The sequence below is a fragment of the Clostridioides sp. LIBA-6622 genome, assembly GCF_056716095.1.
In genome coordinates, this window is the sequence record NZ_CP196998.1 from 3,401,506 (window position 1) to 3,424,576 (window position 23,071).

The 23,071-nt window shown below is 28.1% G+C and carries 20 protein-coding genes and 1 CRISPR repeat array; of the genes, 1 reads left to right on the forward strand and 19 read right to left on the reverse strand.

Translation table 11 applies throughout. The features are described from left to right. Positions 1–22 precede the first annotated feature (22 nt). From ACTG47_RS15900 to ACTG47_RS15975, 16 genes are all read right to left on the reverse strand, one after another. Complete coding sequence (locus ACTG47_RS15900) at positions 23–340, reverse strand: V-type ATP synthase subunit F (protein ID WP_479925270.1); 318 nt, start codon at positions 338–340, stop codon at positions 23–25. Further along, the gene (locus ACTG47_RS15905; RefSeq protein ID WP_479925271.1) at positions 333–1,310 is read right to left on the reverse strand and encodes a V-type ATP synthase subunit C; all 978 of its coding nucleotides are present in this window, start codon (positions 1,308–1,310) and stop codon (positions 333–335) included. The genes ACTG47_RS15900 and ACTG47_RS15905 overlap by 8 nt, the downstream gene beginning before the upstream one ends. Before the next feature lie 14 nt (positions 1,311–1,324). Beyond that, a complete protein-coding gene (locus ACTG47_RS15910; RefSeq protein WP_479925272.1) occupies positions 1,325–1,888 on the reverse strand; it encodes a V-type ATP synthase subunit E in 564 nt (187 codons plus the stop codon). A gap of 51 nt (positions 1,889–1,939) precedes the next feature. Further along, a complete protein-coding gene (locus ACTG47_RS15915) occupies positions 1,940–2,431 on the reverse strand; it encodes a V-type ATP synthase subunit K (RefSeq protein ID WP_021385913.1) in 492 nt (163 codons plus the stop codon). 2 nt (positions 2,432–2,433) lie between these two features. After that, positions 2,434–4,359 (reverse strand): V-type ATP synthase subunit I, encoded by a 1,926-nt coding sequence (locus ACTG47_RS15920; RefSeq protein WP_479925273.1) that lies wholly within the window; start codon positions 4,357–4,359, stop codon positions 2,434–2,436. 1 nt (position 4,360) lies between these two features. Then, positions 4,361–4,672, reverse strand: coding sequence for a hypothetical protein (locus tag ACTG47_RS15925; protein WP_021385841.1), 312 nt, complete (start codon positions 4,670–4,672; stop codon positions 4,361–4,363). Between the two features lie 636 nt (positions 4,673–5,308). Continuing rightward, a complete protein-coding gene (locus tag ACTG47_RS15930; protein ID WP_479925274.1) occupies positions 5,309–5,584 on the reverse strand; it encodes a Nif11-like leader peptide family natural product precursor in 276 nt (91 codons plus the stop codon). A 95-nt stretch (positions 5,585–5,679) separates the two neighbouring features. After that, positions 5,680–7,089: a L,D-transpeptidase family protein gene (locus tag ACTG47_RS15935; protein WP_479925275.1), complete on the reverse strand. Its 1,410-nt coding sequence runs from the start codon at positions 7,087–7,089 to the stop codon at positions 5,680–5,682. 375 nt (positions 7,090–7,464) lie between these two features. Further along, positions 7,465–8,127, reverse strand: a complete 663-nt coding sequence (locus ACTG47_RS15940) for a B3/B4 domain-containing protein (RefSeq protein ID WP_479925276.1) — start codon at positions 8,125–8,127, stop codon at positions 7,465–7,467. A gap of 250 nt (positions 8,128–8,377) precedes the next feature. After that, on the reverse strand, positions 8,378–10,603 hold the full coding sequence (locus ACTG47_RS15945; RefSeq protein ID WP_479925277.1) for a bifunctional diguanylate cyclase/phosphodiesterase: 2,226 nt from the start codon (positions 10,601–10,603) through the stop codon (positions 8,378–8,380). Positions 10,604–10,876: 273 nt separating this feature from the next. Then, positions 10,877–13,531, reverse strand: a complete 2,655-nt coding sequence (gene adhE / locus ACTG47_RS15950; protein ID WP_479925278.1) for a bifunctional acetaldehyde-CoA/alcohol dehydrogenase — start codon at positions 13,529–13,531, stop codon at positions 10,877–10,879. 480 nt (positions 13,532–14,011) lie between these two features. Then, positions 14,012–14,602, reverse strand: a complete 591-nt coding sequence (locus ACTG47_RS15955) for a dipicolinate synthase subunit B (protein WP_054271494.1) — start codon at positions 14,600–14,602, stop codon at positions 14,012–14,014. Between the two features lie 2 nt (positions 14,603–14,604). Next, positions 14,605–15,480, reverse strand: coding sequence for a dipicolinate synthase subunit DpsA (gene dpsA / locus ACTG47_RS15960; protein WP_479925279.1), 876 nt, complete (start codon positions 15,478–15,480; stop codon positions 14,605–14,607). Positions 15,481–15,555: 75 nt separating this feature from the next. Further along, positions 15,556–16,941 carry an AMP-binding protein gene (locus ACTG47_RS15965; protein ID WP_479925280.1) on the reverse strand — a complete coding sequence of 462 codons (1,386 nt, stop codon included), beginning with the start codon at positions 16,939–16,941 and terminating at the stop codon, positions 15,556–15,558. A 3-nt stretch (positions 16,942–16,944) separates the two neighbouring features. After that, positions 16,945–18,081, reverse strand: coding sequence for a thiolase family protein (locus ACTG47_RS15970; RefSeq protein WP_479925281.1), 1,137 nt, complete (start codon positions 18,079–18,081; stop codon positions 16,945–16,947). Between the two features lie 16 nt (positions 18,082–18,097). Then, positions 18,098–18,646 carry a biotin transporter BioY gene (locus tag ACTG47_RS15975; RefSeq protein ID WP_054271498.1) on the reverse strand — a complete coding sequence of 183 codons (549 nt, stop codon included), beginning with the start codon at positions 18,644–18,646 and terminating at the stop codon, positions 18,098–18,100. 293 nt (positions 18,647–18,939) lie between these two features. Between ACTG47_RS15975 and ACTG47_RS15980 the strand changes: the two genes are divergently transcribed. Then, positions 18,940–19,722, forward strand: coding sequence for a hypothetical protein (locus ACTG47_RS15980; protein ID WP_479925282.1), 783 nt, complete (start codon positions 18,940–18,942; stop codon positions 19,720–19,722). Positions 19,723–19,897: 175 nt separating this feature from the next. On the opposite strand, the gene ACTG47_RS15985 is transcribed toward ACTG47_RS15980, so the two are convergent. From ACTG47_RS15985 to cas2, 3 genes are all read right to left on the reverse strand, one after another. Then, complete coding sequence (locus tag ACTG47_RS15985; RefSeq protein WP_479925283.1) at positions 19,898–20,815, reverse strand: putative RNA methyltransferase; 918 nt, start codon at positions 20,813–20,815, stop codon at positions 19,898–19,900. Positions 20,816–21,123: 308 nt separating this feature from the next. Then, positions 21,124–21,552, reverse strand: coding sequence for an N-acetyltransferase (locus tag ACTG47_RS15990; RefSeq protein WP_479925284.1), 429 nt, complete (start codon positions 21,550–21,552; stop codon positions 21,124–21,126). Positions 21,553–21,609: 57 nt separating this feature from the next. Then, positions 21,610–22,618: a CRISPR direct-repeat array (repeat unit 29 nt; unit sequence CTTTACATACCACTTAGTTAATATAAAAC). Positions 22,619–22,801: 183 nt separating this feature from the next. After that, the gene (gene cas2 / locus ACTG47_RS15995) at positions 22,802–23,068 is read right to left on the reverse strand and encodes a CRISPR-associated endonuclease Cas2 (protein ID WP_021385887.1); all 267 of its coding nucleotides are present in this window, start codon (positions 23,066–23,068) and stop codon (positions 22,802–22,804) included. Positions 23,069–23,071: the final 3 nt, after the last annotated feature.

The following is a 23,071-nucleotide window of genomic DNA, read 5'->3' on the forward strand; positions in this document are numbered from 1 at the left end:
TTGTCTTTTATCCAACTTCCATTTATTCTTTAAATAATATATCTGCACCTATAGCACGTTTACTAGATTCTCTTACTTCATTCATACCTAATCCCATACTTCCTCCAATACCTGGAATAACTATAATAGCAGGAAGTTGGTAGTCTTTGTATTTTGCTATTGATTCTTTTGCAAGCAATGATGCCTGTTCTGTAATATAAATTATCGCATACTCATCTTCAACCAACTTATGTATATTTTTTTTAATTTCGTCACTATCATAGGCTGGGAAGATATCTATTCCAAGAGCTAAAAATCCCATGATGCTATCTTTATCTCCAACTACTCCTACCTTATACATAAGCATCCCTTAGCCTTTCTTTTATAGTATCTGCGTCTATATTATTAAGCTTACTAGTCAAAATAATCCTTATTGTTTTTATCTCTGATTCTTTAGCATATAAATAAGCAATTAATGGCTCTAATGTAAGAGGTTTAAATTTCGCTTCTCTAACATATTCCATAAGATAGTCATCACAAAGTTTTTCAAATACAGTGAATCCATTACCCATTCCACTTTTACAGACATCAGAGTAAGAAGTAGATTTAAAACACGATGCTGGAGTGTCTGAAGAAAAAGCTTCTAAGAATTTTTCTTTATCAAGTGAACCACCTGAAACAAACACATTCATAAACATATGGAAATCTTTCTTCATATTCTTAACTCTTATAAAACTTTTTAGATTTGTTAAATCACAAGCTTTCATAACATAATCTATTACAAATTTATTTTGGCTTTCTTTAGCAGTCTCTTTCATACTAGAAAAAGTCGCTTTATCTAAAGCAATATCTACCATCTGACCATTTTGTGTCTTATTATAAACATCAAATGCCTCTACTATGGCTGCTGCCATTATATTAGGTAAATCACTAAAACTACGATTTGCTAAAGATTCTCTAAGCTTAACAAGAGGAATTGTACCTCCATCAATCAAATATTTTTCACCATCTACACCAGAAATTTCTTCTTTAATCAGCACTTTTAAATTATGATAGTCATTTTTATAAAGAAATACATCAACAAATTTTTCTTCAGGAGCTAGACCCTTAAGAATTTCATATGTCTTAGATAATTCTTGAGTCAAAATATTCTCAAAATTATGGATATTATTATTTGATGTATCCACATAACCTGCTTCAGCTATAATTCTTAAAGAGTCTTCAGGGCTTTTGGCTTCTGCCATTTGAATAAACATTTGTCTGTTAAGAAGCTGTTTTTCAAGCACTCTTATTCGTGCCACGGCATAGGGATAAGTTTTTTCTTCTGCCATTTTTTAACCCCTCCTTAATTAAACAAAATTTCTGCTGCAATTTGCTCAATATCTTCATGTTCTACTGCAATTATGGCTTCAAATGAATAATTGTACTCAATGTCACCTTTTTTAACTATAAAGCCTCCAGTAATATCTCTAATTTCATCAGATACTTTAATACCTTTTTTTGATAACATATCTTTCAATGTTTTTTTGTCTTTTTTAGATAATACTATCTGTGAGTCCTCTGTACAGTTTGATTTTTCAATCATATTTAATATAATCTCTTCATATTCACTATCTTTGAGATTTAAAAGTTTATTTTTAGCTTCTAAAATTACTTCTTCTAAAATCTCCTGTTTTTTTGATAATATTTGTTTTTTAGCCTCCATATAAGCTCCTGAAATTTCTTTAGAAGCAGCTTTTTCTGCTTCTGCCTCTGCAAGCTTTGTATAGGAAGCTATTTCCTTTTCAGCTTTTTCATTAGCTGAATTTATTTTTGAATCTGCCTCACTCTTAGCTTTATCCAATATTTCTTGTGCTTCTTGCTTGGCATCAGCTATAATTCTGTCAATCATTTTTTGTTCATTACCCATAGGAGTGCTTCCTCCTTTTCATTTTTTTTACTTATGAATTATAATCTATAATTAACCAACTGCAATTCCATTGTAAGCTAAGAAAGAAACAAGTAGTCCTAAAAGAGCATATGTTTCAACTATCGCTGCAAATGTTATAGCCTTACCAAGTTCTTCAGGTCTTTTGGCAACGATTCCAACCCCTGCTGCTGCTGCCTTACCTTGTGCAATACCTGACACTAAACCAACTAAACCAATTGGAAGTCCTGCCATAAGAAGTTGTAAACCTTGAGCTGATGTTGGTATTGCGTCTCCACCAATAATTCCTGCTTTTGATAAAATAAGGAAAGCTATGATAAATCCATATAAACCTTGTGTACCAGGAAGAAGTTGTAAAACTAGAAGTTGACCGAACTTACTAGGGTCTTCTGTTACAACACCTGCTGCGGCTTGACCTGCTATTGAAGTACCTTTAGCAGAACCCATACCTGCAAATAATGCTGCTATAGCAGCTCCTGATATTGCCAAAAATTGACCATTTCCTAACGCGTTTAAAAATTCCATATTTACATCTCCTTTTTATTAATGCTTGTATATTTTGTTTTATACTTAAACGGAACAAAAGGAACTCCTCCGCCTTCATAAAACTTGTTGAAAAATTCTACATACTGTAACCTACTTGTATGAACATATGCACCTAGTGCATTTATAAGAAGGTTTATTGTGTGTCCTACAACACCAATTACAACTGCAAATATTGGACCAGCTATAGCCCCTAAAAGATTGATAACCTGCCCTATAACTCCTGTTGTTAAACAAAGTGCCATAATTCTTGTATAAGATAATATATCAGCAAAATAACTTGTTATACCATAAAGGCTTGAGAACCCTTTAAAAAGCTTAACAGGAACACCTTTAAAGCTTCTTCCTTGAGTAAGAACAAGACCCAAAGCACCTATAATTGCTAAATATTTTCCTACTTCAGAAAATACACCTATATCTCCTGCAACAAAAGGTATTATAAGTAGACATACCCCAGTTATACATAAATACCAAAAACCTATATCAAAAATTGCATCTATTACCTTTCCATCTCTTATTAATGTATATGCTTTAATTCCCAAACCTACATATATATGGATAATACCGAACAGTAATGACATTCCCATAAGTACCATAACATCCTCCAAAGGATTGATTAAAGCTTTTATAGGAACTAAATCCCCCAAAATACCCCCGAATATAAGACCCCATATAGTAGTTGAAACTCCACAAATACCAATAAGTTTAATTAAATTCCCTTCACCTTTTTGCATTTTTGATTTATATACAATAAATCCACATGCTAGTGCAATTATCATCCCATATGCAGCATCACTCAGCATCATTCCAAAGAATACAACATAAAAGAAAGTCATAATTGTATTTGGGTCAATATCTTTTGTGCTTGGACAGCTATACATATTTGTTACACTTTCAAAAGGTGTTACAATTTTATTGTTTTCAAGCAGAATTGGGAAACCTTCTTCTTTATCCCCTTCCTCTGTCTGAACACAACAATCAAATTTCTCTGTAATTTCTTTAATTAGCTCATCTGCTCTTTTACTTGGTAGCCAACCATTAAGACAGAATGTTGTTTTTGTTTTTACAAGCCTCTCTATAATCTTTTTTTGGTCTCTTTCTATAGTGTAAAAATCATATAGATTTTCAAGTATGTGTATACTATCTGCATGGCTTTTAATTTCTTCTGTTTTATTCTTAGAAACGTTTTCCTGTCTAATTATCATTTCATTATATTTCTTAATAGCTTGTGATGGTGTACCTTCTTCATTTGACAATGCAACTACTGAAAAATTAAATTCTTTTAGAACTTCTAAAGCATTATCAAAAGTTTCTTTCAGAGTAATTAAATAAACATAGTTCATTAACTTGTCGGAATTAATAATTCCAAGGACACTTTCTGGTATTTCATCTTCTAATTTTACTCTTAAGTCATCAATATTTGCACTTGTAGGCACCGTCCCAAGTATAGTTTTTGTATACTTAGTTTCCATATTTTCAAGAGGAATATCAAAATTCACCCATGGTTCTAACATATTTTTATTGTTATTCAGTAGATTTATGTTAGTCCTTATTGTACCTATCTCCTTATGTAGAGCGTTTAACTCCAAAGCCTCAGCATAAATTTGCTCTTCTTTCTCACTATCAATTCTGTTAAACTCTCTTTTTGGTGCAAACATGGCTTTCTTTTGTTTCACTAGTGAAGAAACAATGTTAATTGCTTGATTTACATGAGACATCTTTTGTTCTAGCATTATAACTTCTGATTCTTCGCTATCTTTTACAAGATAATTTTTTAACTCCTCCTCCTCAGTAAGAAAGGCACTATCATCAATCTGAACAAACCCACGGTTCATAAGTAGCTTTAAAATCTGGCTTTTTTGAGCTTCTAAGCCAACAATAGATATTTTGTTCATATTAACTATTGCCATATTATCTCACTACCTTTCCAATAACCGCTTCAATTGCCTTACTTTTTCTTTCTTTAGCAGTTTTTTCAATTTTCAGACATTCACTTTTAGCATCAGCTAAGATTTTATCAACCTCCACCTTACTGTCGGTGACTGCCTTCTCAATAAGAGTTTCTTCCATAAGCTTTGCTTGCTTTTTTACATCAGCAAAGATGCTTTCACATTGGTTTACAGCATCAGCTCTGATAGACTCTGCATCAGTAACAGCTTTTACTTTGATACTGTCTGCTGTCTGCTCTGCCTCAACAATGCTTTTTATTATTTCAAAAGCCATCCAAATCACCTCTCTTACCTTTTTACTATGTATATAACCAATTAGATTTTTTTATTCTAATTAGATTACTACCTCATTGTTAAAGTATAAACAGCATTTTTATATAATAATTAATATTTTTTTACGTTTATCTCTTAATAAAACATATTTTAGAATAGCATTTACTTAGATTTATATCCTTTTTTGACTTACTTTTAGACTATGACATGAGTATGATTTTTTAATACCATTATTTTCAATAATTATAATTTAAAGCGATATGGTTTGTCAATAGCGTTATTCTGTTTTAAAATTAACGTTTTATCGACATTTTTAATTTTTATTTCAATTTTTTTCTATATATAATTTTATTTATTACATATAAAATATTTTTATCTGTTTTTTCAACACTTAGGGCATTGAAACTAATTGTTTTTTTTGAATTTTTAGAAATATCTCACATTATTTCATCTAAGTTTTATAAATCATTAAGCCATATCGATTTTTGTCACCTTATTTTCAACCTAATTTTTTATATTTACTTAGAAATAAATTAAGATTTTCTAAGATTGATAAAATTTACACTTACCTGTGATATTTTTATTTTAACTAGTTATATTGATTTAAAATTGATAATATATCCAGTTACTTTATATATTATATATTCGACAACATTACAAAAAAATCCTCGTACCAATCACTCCAATCTTCAATAGGATATGCAGCTCCTCCATTTACACTTTTCAATAGATTGGATGTATATTCTTCTCCTATAGAAAAAAGTTCACCTATTGTTATATCATAACCTCTAGATTCAACAACTTTACAAAACGAATCCATAACATCACGTTGTTCTCTTGTTTTCATAAGCTCTATTTTGAACTTCTCATCTTTCCTAGCTTCTTCTAAAACCCTAATTAACTTCTCATTCATTATATATTCCTCCTTTTAATAACCTCTATATAAAAATAAAGTCATCTTAAAAAACTAAGATGACTTCACTTAATACTTATAATCGTATATATTCACTAATATAAAATAATTGGTGTACCCGGTTCTATATTTTCATATATCTTCTTTGCTTTAGAAAAAGGAGTATTTACACATCCATGTGAACCTGAAGATCTATATATACCTCCACCAAAAGAGCCTCTCCAAGTAGCATCATGAATTCCTATATTTCCATTGAATGGAAGCCAGTAACTTACAGGAGAACTGTAGCCTTGCCCAGTTAAAGAAACATTTCTAGCCTTATAATTAAGAGGATATATACCTGATGGTGTAGCGAATCCTCTACCTAAATCACCTGTTACAACATCTGTTGATACAAGCATCTCTCCATTTTTAAAGAACCACATATGTTGGTCAGAAAGACTAATCTCTACATATGTCTTTCCAATATCATCTTTATTACGAGATACAGCTTTTTGTATGTAAATAGGTTCTCTTGTAACATTTTTACCAGCTTTTACAACATCAACCAATGCTTTAGCTTCTTTATTTTTGTCTATCAACCAACCATAAATTCCACCTGAAATTGTAATCTCTTTACCTGTTGCAGTCTTAAATGGTCTTGAATCTCCAAAAGTACTATATTTTTTGCTTAGTCCTCTTGCATATTCAACCATTGTATCATTATCAAAGCTTATCTCATAATTCTTTTCTGAATCTACCTTTAACCATTTGTTAATCTCAACACCATCTAAAGTTTCCTTACGGTCACTAAAATCATATGTAACAACTACACCGACATATTTATCTAATGTCTTGATAGCTTCTTTCAATTTTTCTGAATCCTTTGTATTATTTGGTGCTTCATATACCTTATTTTCATCTAAAGAAATAGTAGTTTCTCCAGAATTAATTGATTTTTGTACTAACTTATAAAAATCATCTTTTTTTACTTTGTTTCCAAGTACCTCTGGAACTATAGCATAAGCATTTTTAGTACTATCATACTTAGGGTAAGCACTCTTAGGTTCTACAACTTTTTTACTATCAAAGCAAGCTAGAGCATTAAATTTCTTTTCTAGTAAATCTTTATTATATGAAAGAGTTACCATATTATTATACTCTTTAGATTTAAATATTCCACCAATCCACCCAAATGCACTTTGACTGTCTTTTATCTTTTGGACTTTATCATCTGGTGTAAACTTTAACTCTATATCTTTTGCTTTTATTTGCTCTTTCTTGTTATTTCTTTCCTCCAAGTTTAAAGTATAAGAACTAGTACTTGATGATAATAAGTCATTTACTTGCTCAACCGTTTTTCCTGAAGCTTTAACTCCATTAATAGTTGTTCCAAAATAAAAATGACTTCTAAAAAAGATTGCCATTCCTATATAAGCTACAACTAAAACACCTACTACTATACCTATCTTAATTTTTAGATTTTTTTGCCCACTTTCTTGTTTTACCTCTTTTCCATCAATCATAATTAAATCCTTCCTTACATTATAATTACCTATGTACTTTATTGCTTCTTAAACAAAATCATGTTTGCCTTATTTTATATACCCAAATTACTATAGTATTATTTACATTTTTAAATATAGAGTTATTTTCATGATACTATTTTATGTTTTTGATAAAATAGTTATTGTAAATACCTCCTTTCAAATCCCTTAAATATAGGCTCTGCTATATTAATATATTACCATACTTTTAGGAATCATGGGGATATCTATCTATTTTTGTAACTTTAAACTACTTGTTTTAAAGTTACAAAAATAATTATTTATTGGTTTATTCATCTTAACTTATTTTTTAAAGATTATATTTCAATCTAACATAACGTTGTTATATACATTCTATTTAATTATCTTAGTTTCTATATCTTTTCCATCCGCATATTCTTTAAGTAATTCCTTAGCATAGTCAAAATATTCTTCAATATCAGATTCTTGACTAAAAGAAAATATACAAACTAGTATTTCACTTGCATCCTCTGTTATCATTGCTCTCTCAGAGTCACTAGTTGGACTTCCAAATTTACCTAGTGAATCAGATAATATAGGAAGATTTTCTATGTTTATCAATTCCTTTCCAATTCCTTTATATTGCTCTCCTTCATCTCCTACAGTAAAACATACTGGTGAATGTAATTTACTTACATTATATGTACCTACTGGATACAATGATTTTATTGATATTAGATTATTTATTTCAACTATATTATTTATTGTATAAAGACCTTTACCTTGGATAATTCTTCTAACTAATGCTTCTGAAGATGTTCTATATCTACTTGGATTCTTACCAAGTTCTTTATATGCATTTCTTGCATCTTTAATCTTATCCAATTTTGTAATATCTTCAACTGTTAGACTTTGATTTAAAATGTCACAAAACTCGTTTATTTCATTAATTAATTTTTCTGAACTCTTATTTACTGCTACTTTTGCTTGGATACAACCTAACTTAGCACTAGGCCATCTTTCCTTAAGTTTTTTATCAATACTTACATCTATCATACTCAAACAACTCCTATCCACTAAATTTTTATTAAAGTTTTTATCATCTATACATTATAGTACTATTCCTTTGTTAATGACATGTTTATTAACAAAATAATTTATTTTTAATACAATTTTTGTAAAAGACTATTATTTTTCCTTTATATACAGTCAATATATGACTAAAAATCATAAAAACACTAATTATTTAACAAGAATTTATTAAACTCAAGTATCTATAATTAGTGTTTTATATAAAAATTAAATTTTAATCTTTTAGTAAGTTTATAAAGTTTATCCCTGGCATTGGTCTTGCAAAATAAAATCCTTGGACTAAATCACATCCAAATTGCTTCATTAATTCAGCTTGTTCCTTAGTTTCAACACCTTCTATAATTACAACTAAGTCTAGTGATTTAGCTAGAGATACTATAGATTTTGCTATATTACGGCTTCTCTTATCATTTTCAATACCATCAAGAAATGACCTATCTAATTTAAGTACATCAATTGGCATATCTCTTAAACAACTAATAGAAGAATATCCTGTCCCAAAATCATCCATAGAAATAAAAAATCCATACTTTCTTAACTCATTTAAGACATTCTTTAAAATATTTAATTCATTCATAGCTACAGTTTCTGTTATCTCCAGCTCAATTAAATCTGAATTTATATTATACATCTGTATAGTATCATTGATAAATTTCACTATATCTGGTTGGTATAATTCAACCCTAGATAAATTTACTGAAACTGGAACTATATTTTTACCTTGTTTTTTCCAATCAGATAAATCTCTACATACTCTTTCAAACACAAACCTTCCAATTTTTAAAATCAATTGACTTTTCTCTGCTATGGGAATGAATATTGCTGGACTTATAAATCCGTATTCTGGATGATTCCATCTTATTAGTGCTTCACTTCCTATCATTTCACCATTTACAAGTGAAAACTTAGGTTGATAATATACTTCAAATTGATTTTTTACTAATGCTGTTTTTATATCATCTAAAATAATTGATTCTTCACTAAGCTTATTTCTAACATCCTCATTATAAATAGCATAATTTACATTTTTACCTTTGGCAACAGACCTAGCCATATTTGCCTTATTTACAGCCTTTTGAATATCTACTTCTCCCTCTTCTACAAAGTAAATCCCAACACACAAAGAAATTTCAAATACTGTGTTTAGATTCCTTTCAATATTATCTCGTATGTTATCTAGTTTCCTTATAATTTTATCTCTTCCTTTTTTATAATCACAGAAAATAGAAAAATAATCACTCGAAAGTCTTGCATATATTTCGCCTTCTGTTAGTTCTGATTTCAAAGCTTTTGCTATTGTAATTAACAGATTGTCACCAAATTCATATCCAAAAGTATCATTAATCATCTTAAAATTATTAATATCAAAATATACTATAATATAATTTAAAGATGGTTTATTTAAAAGATATTTACCACACTCTTTATAAAACTTGTTTTGATTTCCTATATGAGTAATCTTATCTTCATAGGCCAAACTTAATACTTCTTTTTCATTAGAATTTTTTATGTACATTATATACAAAATAATTGTAATAAATATAAATACAATCAATAACACTGCATATAAAGCTCTCTTAATAATTTGCTCTGAATTCTTAAATATAACACTTTCTGGAACTGAAAAAATCAAGTTCCAATCCTTTATATAGTTATTTCGCTCATTACCATTATCCATAGTGGCATATCCTAGATATCTTTTTTCCCCTGACATCTCTAAGATTGCTGCACCTGTTTTATTTTCGTATAATTCTTTTTTTAAACTATTTACCTCTTTAATATCATTATCCTGTTTTAACAATTTATAAATATTTTCTGATAGTCTATCTTGTTGAGGATGAAGTATAACTGTACCATTATTTTTTACAACATAAGATATACTGTTATTTTCATAAAAGGATACATTTATAAGTTTCATTAGAGTGTTAACATCATAAGTACAATATAAAACTCCAACCACTTTATTGTCATTTAATATTGGAACTGATATAGTAACTTTTTTTACAGATTTGTCTACTTCATCAACATATGGACTTGAAACATATTTTTTACCTTTAATTGAATTTTTAAAAAATTCTCTATCCTTAACTGAAAATTTATTACCCTTAGTATTTTCTGCATTACCTTTTATGTCAACTATTGCCATAGTATAAAATTTTTGATTTTCCATTTCATCTAAAAGCTTTTTCATTTTTTCTTCATTTGATATGTTTGGATTTGAAGCATAATAATTTGAAAAAATATTTAAAATATCTAAATCTTTTTCAATTTGTTTTTGTGCTAATTGAGAACCTTGTATTGCAACTTCTTTTATATGTACTTCTGCCTCTGATATAAGAAGTTTCTTTGTGTCTTCTATATATATATACCCCATTATCATAAATACTGAGGTCAGCAAAAGAATTATAATTAATGTAACACTCTTATTTATTTTCGTCATTTAACTCCTCCCCTAATTAGTCAATACTTTATATATCTAACATATCTTTTTAATACAAATTTATCATTAATGTTATATACAAATATACCCAAATACAATGCCTAAAACCAGTATAATTATCATATAAAACATCCTTTAATTATTATAATAACACTATTTAACTGAATTTTGAATTAAAGAATAAAAACTATTCATTTCTTCAAATAAAAATCCCTTATACAATAATTTTTATATTATGTATAAGGGACTTTATTTTATCTATTTTTTAGTAATTTATCTTCCATAATATGAATTTAAATACATGTTTTTTATTTCATTCATAAGAGGATATCTTGGATTTGCTCCTGTACATTGGTCATCAAATGCTTGAATTACCATTTCATCTATTGAATCTATGAACTTAGATTCTTCAACCCCAAATTCTTTTATAGTTTTAGGAATACCAACTTTAGATTTTAATTCTTCAATAGCTATTAGTAAGCTTTGGAATTTCTCTTCATCAGAATTTCCTTTTAAACCTAAGAATGAAGCTATTTCAGAATATCTTTTTAACGCTTCTGGATATTTATATTGAGAAAAAGCTCCCATTTTCTTTGGTGCATCTGAAGAATTAAATTTCATAACCTCTGTTATTAAAAGAGCATTTGCAACACCATGTGGTACATGATGGAAAGCACCTAGTTTATGAGCCATAGAGTGACAAACCCCTAAAAATGCATTTGCAAAAGCCATACCTGCCATTGTTGAAGCATTTGCCATTTTTTCTCTAGCTTCTGGGTCTTTTGCTCCATTATTATATGCACGTGGAAGATATTCAAATATACTCTTAATGGCTTGTAGTGCGATACCATTTGTATAATCAGTTGCAAGCATAGATACATATGCCTCTAATGCATGAGTTAAAGCATCTATACCAGAAGCAGAAGTTAAGCTTTTTGGCATATTCATCATCATATCAGAATCAATTATAGCCATATTTGGCATTAATTCATAATCAGCTAGTGGATATTTCACCCCTGTATCCTGGTCAGTTATAACAGCAAATGGTGTTACTTCTGAACCAGTACCTGCTGATGTTGGTATTGCTACAAAATTAGCCTTTTCACCCATTTTAGGGAATGTATAGACTCTTTTTCTTATATCCATAAATCTCATAGCTAGGTCTTGGAAATCTACTTCTGGATGTTCATACAGTGTCCACATTATCTTTCCTGCATCCATTGCACTTCCTCCACCTATAGATATTATTACATCTGGGTTAAATTCTCTCATTGCTTTAGCACCTATCTTGGCACATTCTAAAGTTGGGTCTGGTTCTACTTCAAAGAATGTAGTATGTTTAATATTCATTTCGTCTAATAAGTTAGTCACTGATTTAGTGTATCCATTATTGTAAAGGAAAGTATCTGTTACAATAAAAGCTCTCTTTTTATTCATTACATCTTTAAGTTCTTTTAAAGCTATCCCTAAACAACCCTTTTTGAAATAAACTTTTTCTGGTGCTCTAAACCAAAGCATATTTTCTCTCCTCTCAGCTACTGTCTTAATATTAAGTAAATGCTTAACTCCTACATTTTCAGATACTGAATTTCCACCCCAAGACCCACATCCTAAAGTAAGAGAAGGAGCTAGTTTAAAATTATATAAATCACCTATACCACCTTGAGAAGAAGGAGTATTGATTAAAATTCTACAAGTTTTCATGGCAGAAGTAAATTTATCAAGTTTTTCTCTTTGATTTACATCATCAATATATAGTGAAGATGTATGACCGAATCCTCCATCTTCTACTAACTTTTCTGCTTTTCTAACTGCATCATCAAAATCATTTGCTTTATACATTGCAAGTACTGGTGAAAGTTTTTCATGAGCAAAAGCCTCTTCTAATTCAACTGACTCTACTTCACCAATTAAAACTTTAGCATCCTCTGGAACTTCAAAGCCTGCAAGTTTTGCTATTGTACAAGCTGTCTGCCCAACTATTTTAGAGTTTAATCCTCCATTTACCAAAATTATATTTCTCATTTTTTCTGTTTCATCTTTATTTAATAAATAAGCACCACGCTCTTCAAATTCTTTTTTAACCTCATTATATACATTTTCTAATACTATAACTGATTGTTCTGAAGCACATATCATACCATTGTCAAAAGTCTTAGACACAAGAATTGAATTTACAGCAGTTTTTATATCTGCACTATCATCAATTATTGCTGGTGTATTACCGGCTCCAACTCCAATAGCTGGTTTTCCAGATGAATATGCTGATTTAACCATTCCAGGTCCTCCTGTAGCAAGAGTCAAATCTACTTCTTTCATAACAGTTGTAGTTAATTCTAAAGAAGGTTCATCTATCCATCCTATTATACCTTCAGGAGCTCCAGCTAAAATAGCCGCTTCAAGAACTACTTTTGCAGCTTCTATAGTAGAATTTTTTGCTCTTGGATGTGGAGAGAAGATTATCCCATTTCTAGTTTTAAGTGCCAAAAGCGCTTTAAATATAGCAGTAGAAGTTGGATTAGTTGTAGGTACAACAGCTGCAATAACACCTATTGGTTCAGCAATTTTAGTCATACCAAATGCCTCGTCTTTCTCTATTACACCACAAGTTTTAGTTTCTTTATATGCATTATATATATATTCTGAAGCATAATGATTTTTTATGACTTTATCTTCTGCAATTCCCATACCAGTTTCTTTTTGTGCCATTATGGCTAAAGGAACTCTTTGCTTGTTAGCTGCTAAAGATGCTGCTAAAAAAATCTTATCTACTTGTTCCTGATTATATGTGGCAAATATTTTTTGAGCCTCTCTAATTTTTGCTAATTTTTTAACTAAAGTTTCAACATTATTTACAACACCTACATTAACTGACATAACCTCATCTCCCTTTATATTTTCTATTATATCCTGTTCTTTATTGGCCATTTTAACAACCTCCTAGAATAGTATTTTTTATCCAACTGTTAATTTATTAACAGTATAACATCTTCTTTCTCCATTTTCAAGTTATTTTTTTAACATTTTCTTTTTGTTTAAAACAATCTTACTTGTCCCTCTAATACTCTACTTTATGAATCATTAGCTTCATTATAAATCACTTTATTTTTTATGTAAATTATATAAAAATTCATCTCAAAACTTAATGATAACGTTATTGTTTTAACACAATATTTTCTATTTTCCTTACAAATAAAAATACATACTGATAAGTTTTTTTAATATAGTATAATTAAATATATACATTCACAATTCTTATCTAATACGAAATAAGATATAGTTAATATAATATAAATTCCAGTTTATAAATTAGATTAGGTAAATACTTTTAATATATCATAGAATAAAGTCCAGCAAATAATATTGCTGGACTTTATTAATATCACATAAATATATCACATCACTAATCTATTGGTGTGGACTTTTTATAACAGGTTGCAATTGTTTATTTTCTAAAGCAAGTTCTATAGTTGGAACTATTAACTCAGTATGTGCAATCATAGAATTAGGCTTTGCTTTACAATTATCTTGACCAAAAGGTACAAAATATATGTTTTTAGAATTAAGGAGAATACCAATATTTTTGAAGTTGAAGCTTAGAGCATCATTCGTTGATATTGATATTACTAGTGGTTTATCATTACGAAGATGACCTTTTGCTGCCATCAATACTGGTGAATCTGTAATTCCATTTGCTAATTTTGCAGCAGTATTTCCAGTACAAGGTGCTATTATTATAATATCAGCAATCCCTTTAGGTCCAAATGGCTCTGCTTCTTCAATTGTAACTATAGGCTTATTACCTGTAAGTTCATATGCTTTTTTCATAAATTCTTCAGAATTTCCAAATCTACAATCTATATTTTGTGATACATCTGAAAATATAGTGTGTACATTTGCTCCTTCTTTAACCAAATTCTCTAACTCTATAAATATTTTATCATAAGTACAAAACGAACCAGTAAATCCCACTCCAATTGTAAGTCCTTCAAGTCTCATTTCTAATCCCTTCTTTCATTTATAATATTTTCTATAGCGTTAACAAGAATTTCACCAGATGTTTTTGGTGAATATTTACCAGGAAGCCCAGGACAAAGAGTCGCATTAATACTTGTATCTTTCGTAACAGAATAATCTACTCCACCAGGAGAAGAAGCTATATCGATAATAGTTACTTCCTGTGATACTTTTTCCAGTCTTTCTTTTGTTAAAATACATTCTGGTATAGTGTTAAAAATATAATCAAACTGTAAAAGTTTTTCATCAAGTTGATTCAAAGAAATACTAGAATACCCAAATGCGTTAGCCGTACTTCTTGCATCATTATTTCTTGCTCCAACACATACATTTGCATCTAAAGAGTATAATTTTTTTGCAAGTATTTGTGCACATCTTCCAAAACCTAATACTAAACAATTGCTTTGATGTATATTGATTATACTTCTTTTAATAGCTTCTGCTATAGCTCCTTCAGCTGTAGCAACTGCATTTAAAATAGCAACATCATTCATTTTCATAAAATCACAAACCTGAATAGAGTGTTGCTCACAAAATTTACAAACTTTAGTTGGTATATTACCTCCAAATAATACGTGATTAGGAGATAAATTAATTAGCAAGTTATCAATAGTAGTATCTAGACAACCATCAGTATTTTCAATGTTAACTTGATTCTTTGTAAATGGAATTGGGCATAAAATAATGGAACTTTTGGATAGTGCCTCAGCTAGTGAAGTTGCTTTTCCAACGATTCCATTTATAATTTCATTTGATATTCCATAAGTGACTACAGAATACCCTTTATTAATTAGTTTTTTTACCATGTACACTTGTCGCAGGTCTCCCCCTATAACAGTTATATCGTATTGATTTGACATATTGTAAGCCTCCTTTACTATATACAATATGTTTTTATCAATATATTGGTTCACTAAAATTATTAAATATTATGCCTATAATATTTTTAATAGTGCTAATCTATCTATCTTTTCAGAAGAGGTATATGGAAATGAATTTAAAAAGATAATTTTTCTTGGAATTTCATTTTTTATTAGATTCTCTCTCATTTTAATTAATAAATCTTTCTTTGTAATTTTATCTATAATTGTTACAAATAATGCAATTTGACTTCCTCTTATAGAGTCTGAATATGGTAATACAATTGCATTCTCAATTTGCGGAATTTTTTTCACTTCATTTTCAACCTTAGTAGAGCTAACTTTAAATCCCCCAATATTTACAATATCATCATTTCTTCCTTCAAAAATTAAATATCCATCATCATCAAAATAGCCAATATCATTAACAGAATAGGGTTTTGTTGCATTATATACTGTATATTTTGTATTTACAAAAATCTTTCCATCTCTAACATATACATCTATTTTGGGAAATGGTCTTCCTACACTTAAAGGTTTCTTAATCAATTCATCATAGCATAAATATGTAATGTAGTTTAATTCACTTGCTCCATAATATAAAATAATTTCAGATTTTGGCATATAGTACTTTAAACTTTTTGCAGTATTTTCAAACAATAATTGAGAACCAGTGAAAATACTTACAACATTGAGTATCTCTTCTTTTAAGTGTTTGACTAAGAGTTGTAACTTTGTAGGTATGAGATATATATTCGTTATATTATATTGTTTTATTGTTTTTATCCATGCCTTACAATTCATACCTGAATTTATTACAACACTTCCACCTTCATATAATACTGATATTAAAGAATTTAGATTTCCTGTAAAACTCAATGTTCCATTAATAAATAAAATTGATTCCTTAGATATATTAAAAATATCATTTTGAATAGGAAAGAATCCAACCCAACTCTCATATTTTCTATACAATACTTTTGGAACACTTGTAGAACCTGAAGACAAAACACCCATGCAAATATCTTTATCTATATAATTTATAGGAGTATTATATTGATACATATATATATTAAATTTCGAATTAAATATAGAAAAATTAATTTTCTTTACTCCTTTGTTAGCATCAGATAAATTAATGTTGTCCATAGGCTCATCAGATATAACTATTGAAATATTATTTTTTATTAGAATATCATTCAATACTTTTTTAGAAAGATTATAATGACAAATAATAGGTACATTTTTTGAATAATTAATTGCGAAAAAACTCACTAACTGAAACATTATACTTTTAGAATATATTAAAATAGGTGTATTATCTCCTATATAAATTTGTTTTCCAAGCTCCTCACTATAACTTAACATATTTTCATAAGTATGTTTTTCTCCATCTATAATTAAAAAATCTTTATTTTTATGACTATCTCTTTTTATTTTTAGAAGTTCATAGTAGTTCATAATCTACACCCTTTCAATTAATAAGGCTGAACCCAATCCACCAGCTGCAGCTATAGAACAAATCCCATATCTACCATTAGTCTTTTCTAATGCCTTTAAAAGATGTAATGCAATAATTGCACCTGAAGCACCATATGGATGGCCATATGCTAAAGCTCCACCAAATACATTGTATCTATCAATCAATTCTGGATATTTTCTTTGAAACAGTACATCTATAACTGCAAATGCTTCATTAAATTCAACAGCAGATATATCTAGATAATTAATTTTTTCTATTTCTAAAATTTTTTCCATTGCTTTTATAGCAGATGTTGGACTTAAATTTGTATCTGTTCCTATTGTACAGGCATTAACAATCTTTGCTTTAGGTTTCTTTTTTGTATTTTCTATGTATTTTTTAGAGCACAATATAATAAATGAAGCTCCATCATTAATAAGAGATGAATTTGCTGCATTTGTAATAGTTTCTTTTCCCAAAATGGCTGGAACTCTGTCTAATAATCTTTGGCTCATCTTATCACGTATACCCTCATCATAAGAACTATTATCTATAGGATATATAATATCTTCAAGCACTTTATCTTCTCTCGCCTTCTTTGCTCTTTTATGACTTTCTTTCACCCAAAAATCCAATTCTACTTTCTCAATTTGATACAATTTTGCTACTCTCTCTGCACCTTCTAACATGCTATTTTCACTATTATCATCAGGTGAAAATTGAGCAACCGTATAATTAGGATTCTTTATATCATATCGTTTATCATTTTTATGGTATGTACGCATTGGTTGCAGAGAACTACTTTCAAATCCACCAGCAATAATTAAATCACACTGCCCAGATTTAATTTTTGAAAATGCTATCTCTATGCTCATCATGGCAGAAGCACACTGCATATCTACAGTAAAAGCAGGTACTTCATTTGACACACCTGCTGTTAAAGTCATTAATCTTGCTATATTACCACCTGTTCCAACTGCATTTCCACATATAATCTCATCAATCTTATCAATTTCATATTTTTCAATTAGATGTTTTAATACACTTGCGCCTAATGATTCAGGTTGAACAAATTGAAATATCCCATTTTTTAGACCTATATGACTTCTAAGTCCTCCTAATATAAAAACTTCTTCCATATATTATAATTTCTCCTTATAATAGATTTCTTTTTAGTACATTATTTAATTTAATACCTAAAAAAGATGCAATAACTGCTTTTATTGTATCACCAATTAAAAATGGTACAACAGCTGCAAAAAGTGCTGCTTCTACTGTCATTTGATTAAAATAACACATAAATACTGTTCCCATAAAATATATAATTGGCATACCAATAAAAATTGTTATTAGTATATATCGTTTAATATCATTATTTTTTCCTTTTAATAAACTAATGATTAATGCTGCAAACAAAAATCCAAAATAAAAACCTCCTGTTGGACTTAACAATTTTCCAATCCCAGATGTTCCTCCACCAAATACTGGTATTCCAATTAAACCTATCATTATATATACGCCAACTGTGCTAAATGCTTGTCTTGGTGTTAAAATCAAAGCTATTAAATTTATCATTATTGTTTGTGCTGTTACTCCTGCTGGTGTAAATGGCAATGGTATATATATGTAGGATGATATACATAACAATGCTACACATATTGACATTTTAGTTAAATCTTGAATATTTACCTTAGTATTTTTCATTTTTATAATTCCCTTCATATATCTTATTCAATTTAGTTTATATGTATATATACAAGTTTTCTATCAAAGCTTTGTTTTAGTATAAAAGAAAGACGTTTTTTTGTCAACTCGAAACATATTTTAGGTTTACATTTCATTTTTAAGTAAACTGTGGATTAATGCTTTATATTTTAATGGTCATTTAGAAAAATTTATTTAGAAACAAACCTATTTTGTCTATACTTGTAAATTATAATATGATATATTTTTATATGAGATTTTATTTTATATAAAAATAATAAGGAAGTGATGATATGAAAATTAATGAAGATAATTTAAATAATATAGATGAAGAGTTGGATGAACTTAGTAAGAAAGTTTATTTAGATTCACCAGATTTTTGGATAAGCATTTCTGACAAAGTAATAGATAAAGTATTTGATGAGATGTTATTATTCTTTGCAGTTAAGTATAATTACTTTAATATATTATCCTTTGCTATTGAGAATAATTATATAGACTTGAATGTACCATCAAAAAATAAAGAATATCCTAATATAATGAGTCATCTTTTAGATACAGCAAAACAGAATGAAGATAAAAAAATTTATAATTATCTTCTAAATTTAAATAAGGACAAAACTATAGATGAAAGTTCAGATTTAAATGATTTAGATTGTAATACTAGTTGTGATACTCTTGAAAAAAAAGATATATATATTCCAAAATACTTGTGTCCAAACTGTAATTCTAATATTTTTGATACTGGTTATAAAGTATCAAATGACATAATATATAAATTTTCTTTTGAAAAATCTGAACCTGTTGAAATATCTAGTGAAATTGCTTCTATCAAATGTTGTAATTGTGAAGAATTCTTAGAAAATGTTACATCCGATAAATTATATAGTATATGTAAAATCCAAAACTGTAATAATTGTGGTTCTAATTTAACTAAAGTCGGTATTCTTGAAAAGAAAAAAATGGAGTTTGATGAAAATACTGAAGAATTTGGATATGTTTCAACATCTTATTGTTGTGGAAATTGCGACTCTGAAATAGATTTATCTCAAAAAGAATACTTTAATATTTTATAATTTCAAATAAGAATAATATTTCATTAGATACTATATAAGTTTTAGAATATACAAAGAGAAACATTTTTATAATGATTAAAATTGCTATGAAACTAGATTTTACTAAGTCAGTCTCATAGCAATTTTCTATTATCAATCATAATTAAACTTTATCAAACTCTTATAAGTATTCTTTTTATTTATTTATAGTACCAACCATAACTCTTAAATCGATTGTTATATCAGATATACCTGATTCTAACAACATTAAAATATCCTCTTCATCTAAGGATGATGTCAAAGGTGTCATTTTAATTAAATTACTTAAGTTTAATACATTGATATTGGTCTTATAATTAATTCTATTATCATAAATCAAATCAAGATGCTTCTTAAATACATCTACAATATTTTTATTATCATAATCACTATTTTTTATATTTTTCTGTATACTTGTTCTTATTTCTTTTAAATAATTTAATTCTGGAACAATCTTTACTACTATTCCACCATTATTTAAAACTCTTGTAAACTCCTTATAGTTTGCAGGAGAAAGTACATTTAATATTATATCAAACTTACTATCTTGAAGTGGTATGTTTGCTAAATCTGAAATACACCATATAATTTCATTTTCTTCTCTTGTAGCAATAGAAATCCCTTCTTTAGCTATGTCAATTCCAATTAATTTACATCTATTATTAATCTCTTCATCTTCATATAATTTATTTAAGAAATATCCTTCACCACAACCTGCATCTAATATGTAGTTACTATACTTATTTAAAGTACAATTTTTAATTATAGATTTTATTTCTTCTATTAAATAATCATACACATTAGAATTATATATTTCATGTCTTGACTCAAATAGTTCTTTATCATAAATAGTTTTTGTATTGCTATTTAATAAATTTACATATCCTTTTTTAGATATATCAAAACAGTGTTTGTTCACACATTTAACACTATTTTTATCAACTTCAGCCATATTTTCTTTGCAAAGTGGGCATTTAAATACTTCTATATTTTCGTTAAGTAGTAATCTAGTTGTTTCTATCTTTTTTAGTTTACCAGTATTTTTCTTATTTACACTACTTATATTCTGTTTCATTTCCATAATCTCCTTAAATTTACTATTTAATTTAAATAGCACGAAATTATGGCTACTTGTATAAGATAACTTTTTCTAGATTATATAAAATATGTTATAAGTTGTTGTAAGATAGCCACAATTTGTGCACTATCTTCTTATTCTAATGTAATACATAAATGCTCTTTTATTCATTATAGTTCCCCCTGTCATTATGTTTATTTAATGTCTTAAGTACATATAAGTCATAATTTCAAAAAATATTTTTTAAATTATGACTAACGAAATAATAAATACATTAATTATCCTTTTAGTCGAATATATTAATATTAGTTACTATATTCCATTATGTATTCTTTAAATCCTGAGTCTTCATTTATTTGCTCTTTTACTATGCTGAATCCTTTTTTATTATAAAATCCAACTGCTTTTTTATTGTCTTTGTATACTGCTAGACTTAGATTCTTGTATTCTTTAGTTGCATAGTCTAAAAGTTTACTTCCTATACCTAGGTTTTGATAGTTTGTACTTATAAATAAGGCTCCTATGAAGCTTTTATTTATTATGCTTATAAATCCTTTTATTTCTTGACCATCCTCATATACAAACGTATCTGATATAGGTATATATTCATTTTTGACAGTGTTATAGTTATTTTCCCAGTATTCTTTACTTATAAAGTCATGTGCTTTGATTGTGCTTTCTTTCCATATTTCCATGATTTTGTTTATATCTTTGTCATTTGATTTTCTTATCATAAATTTTATTCCACCTCATTTTTATGTTGATTTTTATTTATAGTATAAGTTTCCTTCATTTATATACTGCTTAGTTAATATAAAACAAAATAATTATCCAAATAAAGTTTTTGGATATGCAACTTTACATACCACTTAGTTAATATAAAACTTTTATTATATCGTCTAATTTTTCTTTAATTTTCCCCTTTACATACCACTTAGTTAATATAAAACAAGCAGAGTAAGAGCTTATCAGATAATAAGAAAAACCTTTACATACCACTTAGTTAATATAAAACTCGCAACTTTTATTTTACTATCATTTAGTATTCCCGTCTTTACATACCACTTAGTTAATATAAAACACATTAAATTATTTTATTAGTCCATTATATTCTATTTCTTTACATACCACTTAGTTAATATAAAACGCATTGGCTCAACTAACCTTTTACGTTTATAGTGTACTTTACATACCACTTAGTTAATATAAAACAGTTATATTGTAAACTTCAACTTCTTCTAGTCCTTCCTTTACATACCACTTAGTTAATATAAAACTTAATAGCTGGGATTGGGGTTGCTTTTGCAGGTTTGCTTTACATACCACTTAGTTAATATAAAACTTCTTTAGTTGATTCGGGTTCGAGCGGATTAGATGCCTTTACATACCACTTAGTTAATATAAAACAATGTTTGATTGGACTCTCTAGTTTTTCAATGCCATACCTTTACATACCACTTAGTTAATATAAAACTCTGCAAGAAGCTGGATATACATTTATGGAGCCTAGCTTTACATACCACTTAGTTAATATAAAACTACCATCTACTTTATTTTTTTCTATATTTAATTTAACTTTACATACCACTTAGTTAATATAAAACGACTAAAATCAAGAGAAACAACATCAGGAACATCAAACTTTACATACCACTTAGTTAATATAAAACAAGAAAAATAGAAGTGGCATACCTTCTTTTTAGAGACTTTACATACCACTTAGTTAATATAAAACAATAATATCAATTGCAGAAGAAGAAGGACGAAAACACTTTACATACCACTTAGTTAATATAAAACACCAAAATAGGTGTAATTGAATAGCTTGAAAATGCTACACTCACGCAATCATGATTCAATAAAAACATCAAAATTTGCAGTGAGCGAGCAATAGTGCAATTAATAACAATTATCAGTCCCCTTCAATCTCTTATATTCCAACTGTTAAGCCCTATTTTAGCACAAATATCGCTCACTGCAAACCTATATAAACATTTCATCAGAATACTTATCAATACCATAACATTTCTTTTTAATTGAATTAGGATTTTTTATCTCATAAACATAAATCGAATCTTCACTATTATCAATAATCTTTTCTATTTCAGAAATACATTTATGTAGCTTCCCATCAGTAATATCTCCTTCAAAAACAGAATTCTGAGTCCAAGTCAAATATTTTCTAAGTATTTTTCTAACCCTGTTTAATGACCTTGCTTCAACAACATCATAAGTAACAATGACAAACATACT